18 protein-coding genes are annotated in these 15,176 nt (G+C 65.2%); 6 read left to right on the plus strand and 12 right to left on the minus strand.

Annotated features, from left to right (window positions below; translation table 11 throughout):
• Positions 1–12 precede the first annotated feature (12 nt).
• Entirely contained in the window at positions 13–903 is an 891-nt protein-coding gene (locus C4S73_RS09905) for a LysR family transcriptional regulator (protein ID WP_103872294.1), read from the minus strand.
• 250 nt (positions 904–1,153) lie between these two features.
• Here C4S73_RS09905 and C4S73_RS09910 point away from each other — a divergent pair, with 250 nt between their 5' ends.
• Positions 1,154–2,476, plus strand: a complete 1,323-nt coding sequence (locus tag C4S73_RS09910; protein ID WP_103872295.1) for a serine hydroxymethyltransferase — start codon at positions 1,154–1,156, stop codon at positions 2,474–2,476.
• A gap of 16 nt (positions 2,477–2,492) precedes the next feature.
• On the opposite strand, the gene C4S73_RS09915 is transcribed toward C4S73_RS09910, so the two are convergent.
• Together C4S73_RS09915 and C4S73_RS09920 are read right to left on the minus strand one after the other, a co-directional pair.
• Positions 2,493–3,239, minus strand: a complete 747-nt coding sequence (locus C4S73_RS09915; protein WP_103872296.1) for a bestrophin-like domain — start codon at positions 3,237–3,239, stop codon at positions 2,493–2,495.
• Positions 3,240–3,375: 136 nt separating this feature from the next.
• A complete protein-coding gene (locus tag C4S73_RS09920; protein WP_103872455.1) occupies positions 3,376–4,746 on the minus strand; it encodes a serine hydrolase domain-containing protein in 1,371 nt (456 codons plus the stop codon).
• 203 nt (positions 4,747–4,949) lie between these two features.
• Between C4S73_RS09920 and C4S73_RS09925 the strand changes: the two genes are divergently transcribed.
• Entirely contained in the window at positions 4,950–5,162 is a 213-nt protein-coding gene (locus C4S73_RS09925; RefSeq protein ID WP_069692221.1) for a DUF3126 family protein, read from the plus strand.
• A 146-nt stretch (positions 5,163–5,308) separates the two neighbouring features.
• Here C4S73_RS09925 and C4S73_RS09930 read toward each other — a convergent pair whose 3' ends face one another.
• Entirely contained in the window at positions 5,309–6,025 is a 717-nt protein-coding gene (locus C4S73_RS09930; RefSeq protein ID WP_146071313.1) for a hypothetical protein, read from the minus strand.
• 190 nt (positions 6,026–6,215) lie between these two features.
• Here C4S73_RS09930 and C4S73_RS09935 point away from each other — a divergent pair, with 190 nt between their 5' ends.
• Both C4S73_RS09935 and C4S73_RS09940 read left to right on the plus strand, forming a co-directional pair.
• A complete protein-coding gene (locus C4S73_RS09935) occupies positions 6,216–6,545 on the plus strand; it encodes a DUF6949 family protein (RefSeq protein ID WP_103872298.1) in 330 nt (109 codons plus the stop codon).
• A gap of 56 nt (positions 6,546–6,601) precedes the next feature.
• Positions 6,602–7,132: a gamma carbonic anhydrase family protein gene (locus tag C4S73_RS09940; RefSeq protein ID WP_103872299.1), complete on the plus strand. Its 531-nt coding sequence runs from the start codon at positions 6,602–6,604 to the stop codon at positions 7,130–7,132.
• A 208-nt stretch (positions 7,133–7,340) separates the two neighbouring features.
• Here the strand turns inward: C4S73_RS09940 and C4S73_RS09945 are convergent, their stop codons facing one another.
• From C4S73_RS09945 to C4S73_RS09960, 4 genes are all read right to left on the minus strand, one after another.
• Positions 7,341–7,970, minus strand: coding sequence for a transglutaminase-like cysteine peptidase (locus C4S73_RS09945; protein WP_103872300.1), 630 nt, complete (start codon positions 7,968–7,970; stop codon positions 7,341–7,343).
• 287 nt (positions 7,971–8,257) lie between these two features.
• Positions 8,258–8,908: an HAD hydrolase-like protein gene (locus tag C4S73_RS09950; RefSeq protein ID WP_103872301.1), complete on the minus strand. Its 651-nt coding sequence runs from the start codon at positions 8,906–8,908 to the stop codon at positions 8,258–8,260.
• A 136-nt stretch (positions 8,909–9,044) separates the two neighbouring features.
• Complete coding sequence (locus C4S73_RS09955) at positions 9,045–9,659, minus strand: PilZ domain-containing protein (RefSeq protein WP_103872302.1); 615 nt, start codon at positions 9,657–9,659, stop codon at positions 9,045–9,047.
• A 61-nt stretch (positions 9,660–9,720) separates the two neighbouring features.
• Complete coding sequence (locus C4S73_RS09960) at positions 9,721–10,290, minus strand: PAS domain-containing protein (protein ID WP_103872303.1); 570 nt, start codon at positions 10,288–10,290, stop codon at positions 9,721–9,723.
• A 411-nt stretch (positions 10,291–10,701) separates the two neighbouring features.
• Here C4S73_RS09960 and C4S73_RS09965 point away from each other — a divergent pair, with 411 nt between their 5' ends.
• Entirely contained in the window at positions 10,702–11,538 is an 837-nt protein-coding gene (locus C4S73_RS09965) for a rhomboid family intramembrane serine protease (protein ID WP_103872304.1), read from the plus strand.
• Positions 11,539–11,603: 65 nt separating this feature from the next.
• Here C4S73_RS09965 and C4S73_RS09970 read toward each other — a convergent pair whose 3' ends face one another.
• The gene (locus C4S73_RS09970; protein ID WP_103872305.1) at positions 11,604–11,897 is read right to left on the minus strand and encodes a GYD domain-containing protein; all 294 of its coding nucleotides are present in this window, start codon (positions 11,895–11,897) and stop codon (positions 11,604–11,606) included.
• Positions 11,898–12,250: 353 nt separating this feature from the next.
• Between C4S73_RS09970 and C4S73_RS09975 the strand changes: the two genes are divergently transcribed.
• Positions 12,251–12,682 (plus strand): CBS domain-containing protein, encoded by a 432-nt coding sequence (locus C4S73_RS09975; protein WP_103872306.1) that lies wholly within the window; start codon positions 12,251–12,253, stop codon positions 12,680–12,682.
• Positions 12,683–12,704: 22 nt separating this feature from the next.
• Here the strand turns inward: C4S73_RS09975 and C4S73_RS09980 are convergent, their stop codons facing one another.
• The 3 genes from C4S73_RS09980 to folE form a co-directional block, all read right to left on the minus strand.
• Positions 12,705–13,676 carry a patatin-like phospholipase family protein gene (locus tag C4S73_RS09980; RefSeq protein WP_244595525.1) on the minus strand — a complete coding sequence of 324 codons (972 nt, stop codon included), beginning with the start codon at positions 13,674–13,676 and terminating at the stop codon, positions 12,705–12,707.
• A 197-nt stretch (positions 13,677–13,873) separates the two neighbouring features.
• Positions 13,874–14,278, minus strand: a complete 405-nt coding sequence (gene hisI, locus C4S73_RS09985) for a phosphoribosyl-AMP cyclohydrolase (protein ID WP_103872308.1) — start codon at positions 14,276–14,278, stop codon at positions 13,874–13,876.
• Positions 14,279–14,489: 211 nt separating this feature from the next.
• Positions 14,490–15,131 carry a GTP cyclohydrolase I FolE gene (folE, locus tag C4S73_RS09990; protein ID WP_103872309.1) on the minus strand — a complete coding sequence of 214 codons (642 nt, stop codon included), beginning with the start codon at positions 15,129–15,131 and terminating at the stop codon, positions 14,490–14,492.
• Positions 15,132–15,176 lie beyond the last annotated feature (45 nt).

Here is a 15,176-nt window from a genome sequence, read left to right on the forward strand (position 1 = left end):
GGTTTCGCGCCTTCAGACCGACTCCATCAGCCATTTGGCAATGTCGGCCTGACGCGGATGGGCGTGCTCCGGTTGCGCCGTGATCAGCGTCAGCCGGTCGGGGGTCGATAACGCCAAGGCGAAAGGTGCGACCAGTCTGCCGTCTGCAAGGTGCGCGGCGACGAGGCTGGTGCGGCCCATCAGGATGCCGGCGCCCGACAATGCTGCGTCGAGCGCCAGACTATAGAGCGAGAAGGTCGGTCCGCGCGTCGCGTCGATCTTGGCTGCCGCGCCGGCGAAAGCGAGCCAGCGCGCCCAGTCGCCACGCCAGACTGCATCATGGAGCAGGGTGTGCCTGCTGAGGTCGGCCGGGCTCGCGATCGTCGCGGCCAGAGCAGGTGCGCAAACCGGCAGGATCGCATCGGCCTGCCCCGCGGCCATGCCACCCGACGCTGCTTCTGTGTCCAGATAGAAGATCGCGAGATCATGGGGTTCGCGGCGCGGATCGGGCGGCTCTTCCATGGCCGAGACCGAAATCTGCAGGCCCGGAAAGGCGCTTTGCAGAGGCATCAGCCGTGGCGAGAGCCAGAGCTGCGCGATACAGGGGAGCGCCGCGATCGTCAGTGCCCGGTCGTGGTGGCTGTCGCGCAGGTCCTGAACGGCCAGTCCAAGCGTATCGAAGCCGCGCGTCAACCTGGGCAGGATCTCGCGCGCCGCATCGGTCAGGATCACACCCTGCGCCAAACGCTGAAACACTGGAAAGCCGAGCCAGGTCTCGAATTGCCGGATCTGCTGGGTGACGGCGCCGGCTGTCACGCCAAGCTCTTCGGCCGCCTTGACGAAGCTGCCGCAACGCGCCGCTGTTTCGAAGGCGCGCAACGCGTTGAGGGACGGCAGGCGCCGGCGCGGCGGTTTGACGGGCATAACCATCTTTTCTTTGGAGCCGTCATCCTGAGGAGCCGCGAAGCGGCGTCTCGAAGGATGATCCAGATTGCGCCGGAGCCTCCTGGACCACCCTTCGAGACGCGCCTGCGGCACTCCTCAGGATGAGGGCCGAGTTAACACTGAGGCTGAGATTTTCTCTGCCTTCGAGCGAGGATTACTCGTTTGCGCGCAGTCGCGCAAACCGATCATATCCAGCATCATGCGGGCTCGCCGCGAGGAGGATCGATCTATGACGGCTCTGGGCAGGCGCGACTGGGTTCCTGAAGCGAGCGAGGACTACGTGCTCGGCATCGCCGCCGAGACGGCCGGCCAGTCGCTCGATGGCATCGCGGAACGGATCGGCCAGCTGACGACGCAGAACCGCGTCATTCACGAGCAGGACTGCGTCAACCTCAACCCCGCCACCAATGTGATGAACCCGAAGGCGGAAGCTGCGCTGGCGGCTGGCCTCGGCGCGCGGCCTTCGCTCGGCTATCCCGGCGACAAATACGAGATGGGGCTGGAGGCTATCGAGCAGATCGAGATCATCGCCGCCGAGCTCGCAGCGGAGGTCTTCGGTGCAAAATATGCCGAGATCCGGGTGCCGTCTGGCGCCATCGCCAATCTCTATGCCTTCATGATCGCGGCAAAAGCCGGCGATTGCATCATCGCGCCGCCGGGCGAGATCGGCGGACATGTGACTCATCATGGCGCCGGCGCGGCAGGGCTCTATGGCATCGTCACCCATCCCGCGCCTGTCGATCCCGTCAACTACACGGTCGATATCGAGCGGCTGCGGCAGGATGCGCTGCGCCTGCGGCCGAAGCTGATCAGCATCGGCGGCAGCCTCAACCTCTTCGCGCATCCGATCCGCGAAATCCGCGCGATTGCCGACGAGGTCGGCGCGATCGTGTTGTTCGACGCCGCGCATATGTCGGGCATGATCGCCGGCCATGGCTGGCAGCAGCCCCTGGAGGAGGGCGCTCATCTGATGACGATGAGCACCTATAAGAGCCTCGGCGGGCCGCCATCGGGGCTGATCGTCACCAATGACGCGGATATCGCGAGGCGGCTCGATGCCGTCGCCTATCCCGGCCTGACCGCGAATTTCGATGCGGCCAAATCGGCGTCGCTGGCGATCACGCTGCTCGACTGGAAGGAGCATGGCCGGGCCTATGCGCAGATGATGGCGGCGACTGCAAAGGCACTGGGCGAGGCGCTGGTCGAGCGGCAGGTGCCGGTCTTCGCGCGCGACCGCGGCATCACCACCTCGCATCAATTCGCGATCGAGGCCGGCGCCTATGGCGGCGGACAGGCGGCAGCCAAGCGCCTGCGGGCGATCAACCTGCTGACCTGCGGCATCGGCCTGCCGCTTCCCGCCGTCGCAGGCGATGTGAACGGCTTGCGGCTGGGCACGCCCGAGATCGTGCGCTTCGGCATGACGCCAGCCGACATGCCCGAGCTCGCCGGTTATATCGCCGAGGGCCTCAACGGCTCGCGGCCGGCCGAGGCCATCGCGAAGGATGTGACGGCGTTTCGGCAACGCTTCCGGACGCTGCATTTCATGCGATGACGGCGACGGCTTCGCATCAGGGTTGCCCCAGCCGCGCCAGGGCTTCCCTCAGGGGCGTGTCGGATATCCTGATGAAGCCGAGATAAGGGTGGTCCATATCGATGATCAGGACCAGCGCCCCCGTGATCGACAGGGCGCAGACGATGAAGATGGCGATGACCGTGCCATTGGCGGGCGCCAGGAGGCCGAAGGAGCCGAAGAGCAAGGCCAGCCAAAGGATCAGGAAGGCGAGGAACGCTCCCGGGAATCCGCCGACCTCCGTTTCCGTTCGCAGCCAGCGCGCTTCTGCGATCAGCCCGCTCAGCTGAAGCGCCCGAGACTGCAGCCAGCGCTGGGCTTCGGTCTGGGGCGACAGGTCTCGCAGCGCATCCTGAACGGGCTCGACATCAAGGCCGCCGTCCAGCGATCCCTCGCTGGCGGCGTTGGCCTTGCTCAACCTCGCTTCCATGAGCTTGCGAAGCGTTCCGCGGATTTCGCCGGCGTCGGGCCCATAATGCGCCAAGACACGATCAAGCAGCAGTACGCGCGCTGCCGAGGTTCTCTGTTCGGCCCCCGCGTCATCGAAGGATCGCTTGGCCGAGGCAATGAGGAGGCCAAGAGCGAGCGCCGAAAGCGTGCCTATGACGGCGGTGGCAAGCTTGATTGCGTCCCTTGAGTCCGGGTTCAGGTGATGATCGGGTAACCGCGATCGCATCAGCATTCCGGCAAAGGCGGCGCCGAACACGCAGAGAAACGCGATGCCACCGACTGCAAAAGGGCTCATGGCATGCGCCTGCTGTTATGCGCCGGGGAGGGATTCATGGGGACGCCGGCCCGACGATAACGCAGGAGGTTGCGGCTTTTCGAATGATATTTCGATGTAAGACGGCCTGCCGCGGCTGCTTCTTGCCGAAGCGGTCCTATGGCCGGGTGTAGCGCCCGTCCATCTCAGCCCGAAGTGCCTCCTCGGTCACGAGCTTCGCCCCGCCCAGCCAGATGGAGGCGACCTTGCCGGCCTCGTCGCGGACAAGTCGCGCGCTCTCGCCGGGGCTGTTGAAGCCCGAGGCTCTGGCGATGCGGCCACGGTCTGGCGTTTCGATCTCGATCTCGCCAGCGTCCAGGAATGGCGTGAACAGCGTCGGATTGGCGCAGAGCACCTTATCGGCGACGGGAACGAGGTCACTGGCGTTCCAGATGCTCCACCAGCGGCCGGTCCAATCCTGCGTCGTCGGCGAGGGGGCGCCAAGTTCCGAAAAGCGCTTGAGGATGTGGACGACGCCGTCGAGCCAGGGATGGGCGAGGCCGTCGATCGCATTGGTCAGCACCGAGACCGTCAGATCCTGCCGCGGCAGCACGGCAGTGCGCGTGATGAAACCCTGAAAGCCGCCGGAATGGCCGAACCAGGCCCAGTCGTCCTCGCCGCCCGAGATCGTTCCGAGCCCGTAATGGCGGCCGAGGCTGGCTTCGTCGTCCGGCCAAAGGCGGCGGCTCATCTCGCGGCGGCTGAGGGGCGACAGGATGCTGCTGTCGGCTTTTGGCGAAAGCTGCGCAAAGTAGCGCGCGACATCGGCGGCGGTGGCGACGAAGCCGGCAGCCGAAATCATGGCATTGCAGGGATTGTCGCCGGGGATGACGACGCGGCGGCCGAGCGGCATGGCCGGGCTATGCCCCTTGGCCATCGGGCGGGACTCCCAGAGGTCGATATCGGGCCGGGTCTCGGTCAGCCCGGCGGGCGCGACGACCTCCCTTGCAATCCAGTCGCGATAGCTCTCGCCGGATGCCGCTTCGATGACGAGGCCGAGCAGTCCGAAACCATGGTTGGAGTATTTGAAGCGCTGCGAGGCCGGAAAAACCGGTGCCTGCGCCAGGTCCGCGAGCAGCTCAGCCTTGTCGCAATAGGGTTTGCGGTCGAAGAACTGGCCGTTATCGGGGCCGTCCCGAGTCAGTCCCGCGCTGTTCGACAGCAGCTGCGCGAGGGTGACGGCTGCGATGTCGGGGTGCAGACCGGGCACGAATCCGCCGACCTTGTCGTCGAGGCGCAGGCGCCCGGCCTCGACCAGCCGAAGGATGCCGGCGGCAGTGAAGCTCTTCGAATGTGAGGCGATCCGGAAGCCATGGCGCGGTGTCAGCGGCTCGCCTGTCGCGATATCGGCGGTGCCGAAGGCCGCTTCCAGCACAATCTCCGTTCCGCTGGCGATCGCGACCGCACAGCCCGGCTGATTGTGGTGGCGGCGCTGGAATTCGAGCCAGCTCGAAACATAGCTCAGGGCGGCAGGCAACCAAGGCGTCATCGGACGATCCATCTGGAGTGTTCGAGGGAGGCAAGCATGGCATGATCGAGGCGGAAGCGGCAGGCGCGTTGCACGGCGCGTGGTCATGCAACCATCGCGCGGCGTCCTGCCGCGCCGGGTCTGCGTTGAGCTCGAACAGGCTTTTGCTTGCCCTGAAAGCCCTGCCATGGCATCCGTCCCGCCACTCTGAAAGGACCGATACCGTGGACAAGACAGAACTCGCAAAGCTCGAAGGCTATCTGCGTCGCACTTTCGCGAACCATGCGATCAGCGTGCGCGCACGCATGAAGAAGAACGATTCGGCCGAGGTGTATCTGGCGGACGAGTTCATCGGCATCATCCATGTCGATGACGAGGACGGCGACCGCTCGTTCAACTTCACCATGGCAATCCTCGACGTCGACCTCGAGGATTGAGACGTTCGTGACCGGGGCGGCAGGGCTCGCAGTGCCGAGTAGGCGCTAGATCATCGAACCGGATATCTTATCCGCTCCGATGATCTAAGCCTCTATTTTGCATCGGCTTTTTCCGAAAACCGCAATCCACTTTTCGGGCCGATGCGCTAGCGTATCATGCCGTCGACGGTGCGGCGGACGCCGCCCAGCATCAGCTCCCAATCGGCGATGATCCTGCGCGGGAAGCGGATGTTCACATCCATGCCGCGATGCCTGAAGGTGACCCGGCAGGGCTCGTCGAGTTCGGTGCCGGTCTCGACAGGGCAGCGCGCCGCGAAGCCGCGCCCGTCGGGAACCGAGACATAGAACTCGTCGCCCTCATAGGGCGAGCCCTTGCGGAAGCCGCGCACCACCAGCCCGCCTGGATTCGACCAGACGGTGGGCGTCAGGAAGCGGGCATAGACCGAGAGCTGGGTTGCCGGCTCGTTGACCTTATCGGGCGGACTCAGCGTGACGAGGAGGCGGCTGCGACTCTGGGGTTGCGCCGGGCCAAGGCTCGGCCAGTCCAGCCGGAGCCTGACCATTCCGACGAGGCGGCTGGTGTCGTCATCTTCCAGGCCCGTCAGATCTCGCGGCACCATCAGCGCGACCGCGCCGATACGGGATGGCTGGACCACGGCCACGCGGTCCTCTCCCTTGCGGGTCATGTAGAGGGCGATTCCGGTTGCGGCCGCGCCAGCGAGCATGATCGCCACCACTGCCTTGAACAGCGCAGCATCGGCCCGCGGCAAGGGCGGGGGCGGGCGCTTCAGGCGCGAGCGAACTCTTGTCGTCAGATGTCCCGCGTGCTGTGCGGGCATGTCGTGCGAGAGGGAAGCGGTCACATCCGGCGCCTTGGGAAGAGCTTGGTCTCTCCAATGAAGCACCGCGCGCTTAACGCCCCGTAAACCATACGGGCCGGGGTTCGCGCCGGTGGCGCTGCGGTCGTGAAATTAACCAACGCTTAAGAGTTTTCTTCACACTTCGTAAACCATGCGGCAGGGTTCGCGGGCGTTTACGCCCGGAGTTCCCGTTGTGTCGATCGAACCCGCTGCATTCGAGGCTCTCCAGTCGCTGTTCATCGGCTTCGCCTTTGCCGGTCTGCTGGCAAGCGCCTTCGAGCTGTTCACCCAGCAGCGGGCCGATTTCCGCCTGCTGCAGTCTGGCGGCTTTACTGCGGTGGCAAGTGTTCCTGTCGTGGTTTTCAGCGCTCCCTTCCTGATCCTGCGCAACACCGTGCGCGGCCGGCGCATCGAGGGGCGACCCTTCATGTTCGTCATGCTGGCCAGCATGATCGCCTCGCTCTGGAGCATGGCGTCGGGGCGCGTGGTGCTCGACCTGCTGCATCTTCTCGGCGGTGCTTGACGCCGCTGGCGGCGAGCCTGCAATCCTGTCCGATCGCTTCCGGAAGGATTTTGCCCATGCCGCTCTACTCGCTCGATGGAACTGCGCCCGAAACTCCGCCCGAGGGCGAATGGTGGCTGGCGCCCGACGCCCATGTGATCGGCAGGGTCAGGCTCGGTGTCGGCGTCGGGATCTGGTTCGGCGCGACGCTGCGCGGCGACAATGAGTGGATCGAGATCGGCGAGCGTAGCAACATCCAGGAAGGCTGCGTGCTGCACACCGATATGGGCTCCCCGCTCAAGGTCGGCGTTGGCTGCACGATCGGCCACCGCGCCATCCTGCATGGCTGCATCATCGGCGACAACAGCCTGGTCGGGATGGGAGCAACCGTGCTCAACGGCGCGAAAATCGGCCGCAACAGCCTCGTCGGCGCCAATGCGCTCGTGACCGAAGGCAAGGAGTTTCCGGATAATTCGCTGATCGTCGGATCGCCCGCCCGCGCCATCCGCACGCTTGACGAGGCAGCAGCCGCCGGCATTGCCGGCTCGGCCCGTGGCTATGTCGAGCGCTGGAAGCAATTCGCGGCTGGTCTCAAGCGCCTCGACTGATCGGCGCGGCGCCGCCTTCAAAAAGAGGCGGGCCGACCCCTCGGGGAGAGGGGCCGGCCCTGGCGAAACCCGGCCTTGGGGACGGGTGGGTGGGGACGTGACCGAGCCTCGCCGTCCTTGTCGAGAGCGGCGCCGGAATGGTCCGGCGCCCGTCTCCCTATTCATGAAGCAGCCGCTTGAGCCCGGTGGCTGCTCTCAGATTTCAGTCTCAGCGAACCGACGCGACGGTCGGGGTCTGGGCGCCGCCAAGCGAGGTCCAGCCGGTGCGGTACTGCGACTCGCGCTTGACGTAGACGTAGCCCGTCTGGCTCCAGGGCAGGATCGCGTTGCGCTTGTTGTCGAGGATGAAGTCGCCGCGATCGGTGCGGATCATCAGCACGGCGTGGCCGGCATTCTCCTCGTCGATCACGACGGTCATCGGCATGGCGCGGCGCGGGACACCTGCCTCGGCGAGGCGCTTGCGCTTCAGCAAGGCGTAGTCCTCGCAATCGCCCTTGCCGTCGGTCGGGATATCCCAGCGGTCGACGACACCCCAGTGATCATCGTCGGTGACCGCCTCGATCTCTCGGTTCGTGCGGCTGTTGATCGCGACGATGCTCTTCCAGAGCTTGGGGGTCATCTCGACGCGCTCGGGCTCGCCGGTCTCGACGCGGCATTCGGCCGGTGTGCGCTTGCAGAAGTCGGTCCACGCATAAGGAGCGCGCGCATCGCCGGAGGCCGAGATCGGCAGGCTGGCCATGGGGATGCCGCCCTGCTGCGCATGTCCCGCGGTCGCGCCCAGGCCAAGAGCGGCCAAGGCCAGCGCCGGAGCAATGAATTTCCTACGAATTGAAAGCATGTCGTCCCCTTTCACGTCCCTGGGGCTGAACATGCGGGGGTCGAATGGATATCATTTGAAATGAAAGCGGACAATTTTATGTAATTCGTCGCGGTAATCGCAGATCAGCTGTCAGTATAAATCAGTGTGGAATACGAAAGTAAGAAATGACAGCGCTGGGTTTTGGAATTGTTAACTGTTTCAGTTCTTGTTAACCCATCCATAATTGATTAACCGAACCAAGACTCGCCGATAGGAGGCGCGCGGGAGGGAGGCTGGATGCCCGGAAATGGGCGGCCAGTCTCGGATCAGCGCGCTTTCGCAGTCCCGGTGGCAATGAGGCCGTCGGCGATTTCAGCCATCTCGCGAAAGAGAAAGGCGGGCTGCTGCGCCTGCAGCGCTTCGACTCTGGTGAAGCCCCAGGAGACGGCGCCGAAGGCCATGCCGGCTTGACGCGCGGCGTCAGCATCCCTGATCTCGTCGCCGATACAGATCGCTTGCACGTGCTGAATGCCGGTCTTCCTCGCAAGCCGCCTGAACTTTGCTGCCTTGCCGAACAAACCGGCCCCGCAGTCGAAATGAGTGATCAGGGCTGCGGTTTCCGGTCCCAGCGTGCGTCGGATATTGCGCTCGGAATTTGAACTCGCGATAGCGAGCACGAAACCGTCGTCCCTGAGCCTGCGCAGCATCGCATCAGCCCCGTCGAAGAGCGCGATCTGTGCCCCGTCGCGTTTGGCCAGGCGACGCATATGACTGGCGATGAAGGGCAGCTTCCAGGTGGCCACGCCGAGATGGGCGATGATCTGCCGGGCGCTGAGCCCTCGCAAGGCTTCCACCTCATGGGCGGCGACCTGCCGGAAGCGATAGCGCTCGGCGACGCCGTTCAGCACGCCGGTGAACCAGGGGAAGGTGTCGGCGAGCGTTCCGTCGAAGTCGAATATGACGAGGCGATAGGCCATGATTTACGCACCGTGGCCTGCGGCGAGGCGGGCGCGTGCTATGATCGTGGTGGGCAAACCGCGCAAGAGGGCGGACACAATCCACCTGCCGGGATGGGGAAGGATCTGATCGCCGGGAGCGCCTTGGCGCGGGCGATCAGAGCTCGAGGTTCTCGTCGAGCCGGTCCGCTGACAGCGGGAAGCGGAACTCGGCGGCAAAACCGCCGTCGAAGCGACGCACGATCCTGGCCAGCGTCGAGCCGATCTTGACCGGCGTGCCCATGGGCAGATCGAGATCCGTGCTGAAGGCGGCACCCGAGAGCGAGATGTCGATGATGCGCACGACATGTTCGGCGCCGTCGTCGAGGGCCAGGACGGCACGCGGGTTGCGGGGCACGACGCGCTCGTGGCGGCGGTCCTCGGGAAGACCAAGTTCCTCGCGATTGGCGAGCCAGGTCAGCTGAGCGGTGAATTTCTCGCGCTTCCGGCTGGTCGCGGTGATCGTCATCGCGAAGCCTTCCATCGTAGTGCGCACGCAGACGCCCTCGATCCGGCCGAGATGTTCAAGATAGACGATGACGCGTTCGCCGGGGGCTGCCTTGGCAGGTGCGGCGATGTGCAGGCCGCCGGGAGAGATGTCGAGGCTCTGGCATGGATATTCCATGCGGTTGGGCAGCATGTAGCGGCCCAGCAGGACGACCTTCATGCGGTAGTGCCGCCTGCGCTCGACAGGACGGATGGCCGTACGGGGCGTTTGCAGCGCGCTCAACATTAAGGATCTGCCTGATTTCAGCCGATCCTAGGCGGGTTCTGGTTAACGTTTGGTTCAATTTTCAGGCGCGGCCGCCGGGAAGGACCATGAATCTGGGCGGGCTGGCGCGTCGCGGCTCCGGAGCCGAGCGCGCGGCCGAGGCCGGCCAGAGCATGCGCAGCGAGATCATGCGCATCGAAGCGAGCGTGTCGAGCCCGAGCCATTCAGGCGCGATGGCGGGCGAAAGGGCGCCGAGCACGCGGGCATGGGTGCGGCCGCGATAGCGCAAGGGCAGCAGCAGCAGCTCGAGATAGATCGGGGCGCCGGTTTGCGTTTCGCCGGCGAGGCCAGCGACCGCGCCTGCGGTCTCGTCCATCACGGTCTGGACCAGCCGGCGCATGTCGCCCTGCGATTCGACGTCCGGCCACAGGGCCGTGAAGGCGCGGCCGCGCAATTCGTGGCCGAGCAGGGCGCAGAGCCTGGTGCCCGCAAGGCGGAAAACCGGCCCGATCGGTTCGTTCTCGAGGACGAAGGTGTCGGCCAGAGCATGGCGCAGCGCGCCGGGCTCGATCTCGCCACGTTCGGGCGCCGCGCGATCACCACGCAGCGCGTCCCAATACTCGAAAACCAGACGGGTGCTCGTGTTCTTCATTCAAGCGTCCAATGCTGCGGGCGGTCTCCATTTCATGCGCCACGCGTCCCGGAGTGACGCATAAACGTATGAAAGGGGGACGAGTCAGTCCTTCACGAATCTGACGACGCATCCGGCATGCCGTCTTGCCACGGGCATCGGGCCGAGAAAGCCGGAGGGGTGCGTTAAGGTTAACGAAAGGTTGAGATTGTGGATAACCAGTTAAAATGCATATCAAATGCGACGAGCTTCGTGGGCGCGCAGGCGCCCATGTCCGGTGGGGTGGCGGATGTGACCGCGGCGCTTTGTTGCGTTTGAGCGCCGGCACAGCCGGGAAAAGGGGAGGGCCGCGAGGTCGCTCCCCTTTTTCGTTGGGGTGTCATCCGTCGCGACGGCTTGCCACCGCGAGTGGCTTCGGCAAGGGTTCGGCGCATGGCTGACATCGACCCCCGTCCTCCCGTTCCCCCAGTGCGCGAACCCGTCCTGAACCTTCCTTCAGTGGTGGTCTGGCTGATCGCGCTGCTGACGCTCATCCAGGCGGGGCGGGCGCTTTTGTCCGACTATGATGACTACGTGCTGATGTCCTGGTTCGCCTTCGTTCCCGGCCGTCTGACGCTGTGGCTGTCTCCAGACCGCATCGACGATGTCGTCAGCGCACTGACGCAATCGACGGCGGGGCAGGACATCGCCGACAGGCTGCAACTCGTGCGCCTGTTGCTGGCCGATGGCGGTCCGCGGCTATGGACCCTGTTGAGCTATGGGCTGCTGCACGGTTCCTGGCTGCACCTCGTTTCGAACGTCGTCTGGTTCGCCGCCTTCGGCAGCCCGGTGGCGCGGCGACTTGGTCCGGGCCGTTTCCTCAACCTGATGGGCTTGGCCACGATCGGTGGCGCGCTGCTGCACTGGTGGTCGCGCGAGCTCGACGTGCTGCCGCTGGTCGGGGCCTCGGCAGCAGTATCAGGCGCGACGGCGGCGGCGATCCGCTTCGTCTTCGCGCCGGGCCTGCGCTTCGGCGAACTCGGCGACGACGCCGTGGTGCGCGCGATCCCGGGCGAGCGATTTGGCGAGCTCTGGCGCAATTCGCGCGCATTGCTGTTCATCGGGATCTGGTTTGCGACCAATATCCTGTTCGGCGCCGGGCTGGTGCCGATCTTCGGGGAGGAGACCAGCATCGCTTGGGAGGCGCATATCGGCGGCTTCCTCGTCGGATTGCTGCTGTTTCCCTTGCTGGACCGGGGCGCTGTCCGGCCTGCCCGCGTTCGCGTCTAGCGGCGGCTTCGAAAAGTCGAGGCCGCCGTCTCGCGCGAGGCCGGCGCTTGATCGTTGCAGCCTGTCTAGCTGACCGAGCGCACGATCTCCCGATAGGCCGCTTCGGGGAAGGCCTTCAGCGTGCGCGTGCGAATGCTGCCCTGCATGGCGAGTTGCAGGCAGAAACGCGCGGCGACGGCATCGTCGGGCGCCTCATAGACGGCGACGAGATCGTATTCGCCCATCGTCATGAAGAAGGATTTGAATTCGCCGCCCATGCCCCCCAGCGCCTTCTTGGCGGCGTCGAGGCGGGTGGGCGAATCCTTGACGTTTCGCGCGCCGTTGTCGGTCCAGTTGGCCAGCATGATGTAGGTCGTCATGGTGTTTCTCCCTGACACGGCCCGGCCTTTGGTTCGGAAGCGAGAGGCGGCGACATTGGGGTCGCCGTCGGCTCCGGATGGATGTTGAGCTCATTTGCCGGGCACTGCGTAGCAATCTAGCGCGAGGTGCTACCGGCCGGGAGCGATTTTGCGCTACCTGGGATATCGAGCCCGCGACTGCGCACTGGATGAGGACGGCGGAGCCTTGCCTGCGCCACCGTCTTCGCTCACACTCGCATCATTGCGAAGGGCTGATACGGCCTCTTTGGCGAGTGATTCCGTCAGCGGCCGGGCAGCAGCCTAGCTGGTCCGCGCGCCGGTCTACGGCGTCGCCTGCGAAGGAGGAGCCACTCATGAATGTCGAACAGCTGCTTGGCGACAAGGGGCACGATGTCATCTCGGTACAGCCGCATCGCACGCTGGCGGAGGCGATCCGCATTCTCAGCGAGAAGCGTATCGGCGCGCTGGTGGTTTCGGGCGCCGACGGGGCGCTGATCGGTATCCTGTCGGAACGCGACATCATCCGCGCGCTTGGCGAGAGCGGGCCGGCCGCACTGGAAAGCCCCGTCTCGCGCGTGATGACGGCCAAGGTGGTGACCTGCCGAGCCCAGACCAGCGTCGACGAGTTGATGGAGATCATGACCTCGGGCCGCTTCCGCCATGTCCCGGTCGTCGAGAACGGGCGCGTCTCGGGCATCGTATCCATCGGCGATGTCGTGAAGCATCGCGTTGCGGCGATCGAAGCCGAAAGCCGGGCGATGCGCGACTATATCGCGATGGCCTGACTCACGGCGAAACCCGCTGCCGTCAGTCTGCCGCGACGTGGTTGGCGGCAACGACGGCGGCGATCTCGTCGAGGGCGCGCCGCGCCGCATGCCGGCCGAATTCGATCGTCTCGTCGGCGCGATGGAAATCGAACAGCCCGACGCGCCCGAGCTTGGGCCCGATCATCACGTCCGGCGGGTCGCCTGCCAGTCGCGAACGCGAAATGCGATCCTGGGTGATGTTGAAGGCGTCGATCATCACGCCGGCGAGCCCGGGCCGATCGTCGGCCTGACGACCGACGAGCCCGCGCATGCGCCGTGCCGCGCCGGTGATGCCGCCAAGCCAGCGCGAGGTCGGGCGGATGTCGAGTTCGGGCACGACAGGATCAGGATCGGCTGCGTGATTTTGGATGACGGTGCCGCGACCGGCGAGATCGCTGTTCAGATTGACGCAGATCACGATATCGGCGCCGAGCGCGCGCGCGGCGGTGACGGGAACGGGATTGACGAGCGCGCCGTCCATCAGCCAGCGGCCGCCCAGTTTCACAGGATCGAAGACGCCGGGCAGCGCGTAGGATGCCCCCAATGCTTCGACCAGAGGGCCGTGCGTCAGCCAGATCTCGTGTCCGGTGCCGAGCTCGGTTGCGATCGCGACGAAGCGTAGCGGCAGTTCCTCGACGCGGATGCCGGTGAGATCGCGGTGGAGCAGGCGCTTCAGCCTTCCGCCAGCGATCAGGCCGGCGCCGCCGATATGGAAATCCATCAGCCCGACAACCCGCCGCTTGGTCAGGCTCGCGGCAAATTCCGAAAGCTGGGGCAGCTTGCCTGCGGCGAAGCAGCCGCCGACCACGGCTCCGATCGAGGTTCCGGCGATGACATCGGGGGCATATCCGGCTTCGGCGAGGACTTCGAGCACACCGATATGGGCCCAGCCGCGGGCTGCTCCGCCGCCGAGTGCAAGGCCGATCTTCGGCCGCCCCCGCCGGGGTGGCACGTCGATGGTCATGTCATTCATTGGAGCCCCACCTCCGCCCAGACCAAAGGCTCGTCGCGCGATGTCATCCCACATCATGACCCGGTTCCTCCGTCGAACCTAAGGGTCGCAGGTCGCGATGAGCGAAACGTGAACAAGACTGCCCAATGCTCGCTGATATCGCGGGCTTTTGACAGAAGCATGTAGGATTGGTGAAAGGATAGGCAAGATCGCCACCATCAGGCGAAGGCCAGCGGTCTGGCCGAAGGCTCGCGCAAGGGCTGCACGCGGTAGAAGCAGGAGTGGCGCCCGGTGTGGCAGCAGCCGCCATCGCCAGCGACCGAAACCTTGAGCCAGATGGCATCCTGATCGCAGTCCACGCGCATCTCGACGATGGTCTGGATCTGACCCGAAGTCGCGCCCTTGTGCCAGAGTTCGGCGCGCGAGCGCGACCAGTACCAGGCCTCGCCGCTCTCGATGCTGAGGCGGAGCGACTCGGCGTTCATATGGGCGACCATCAGCAGTTCGCCGGTCGCGGCATCGGTGGTGACGCAGGTGACGAGGCCGTTGGCATCGAAGCGCGGGGCCAGGACAGTTCCCTCCTCGAGGGCCTTCTTGTCCGTCGCGATGGGGAAGGGGCTCAATGTCTGACTCCGTCGGAAAGGCGTGTTCTGCGGGCTGGTTCATCATGTCTTGCGTGGAAACACAGCGTCATCCTGGACAAGCGGCGAGGCCGCGCAGCTCCGGGATCCATCGTAGATCGTCGGAGCCCTCCGATGGATCCCGGGTCTCCGCTCCGCTGCGCCCAGGATGACGCATGTTTCCAAACATCAACAGTGGGCCCTCAAATCGGTCTTAAAGTCCCGGCGACTTGACCATCGTGAAGAAGCGGACCTGCTCGGCCGGATCCTTGAAGAGGCCGGTATACTGCGTCGTCATGGTCGACGAGCCCTGTTTCTGCACCCCGCGCATCGACATGCACATATGCTCGGCCTCGATCAGGACGGCGACGCCGCGCGGCTTCAGGGCCGCCTCGATGACCTGGGCGATCTGCGCCGTCATGCTCTCCTGCGTCTGCAGGCGGCGGGCATAGACATCGACGATCCGCGCGAGCTTGGAGAGGCCTACGACGCCTTCCGACGGGTAGTAGCCGATATGCGCCTTGCCGACGAAGGGCACCATGTGGTGCTCGCAATGCGAATAGAACGGGATGTCGCGGACCAGCACCATGTCCCGGTAGCCGTCGACCTCCTCGAAGACACGATCGAGGATGACCTCGGGGTCCTCGTCATAGCCCTTGTAGAATTCCTTGTAGGCCTTTGCGACGCGCTGCGGCGTCTCGGTCAGCCCTTCGCGCGACGGATCGTCGCCGGCCCAGAGGATCAGCGTGCGAACGGCCTCCTCGGCCTGCTCCTGCGTCGGCTTCTTGACCAGAAACTTGTCAGCGGAGGGGCTGAGCGCCCGCTCGACGGACAAGGACTTAACCACAGGGATCATGTGGTGCCTCCCGTTACAGTGAAATCAGCCTCGCAAGCGATACGG

Origin of the sequence: Allobosea lathyri, assembly GCF_900108245.1 — a bacterium.
Classification (GTDB): domain Bacteria; phylum Pseudomonadota; class Alphaproteobacteria; order Rhizobiales; family Beijerinckiaceae; genus Allobosea; species Allobosea lathyri.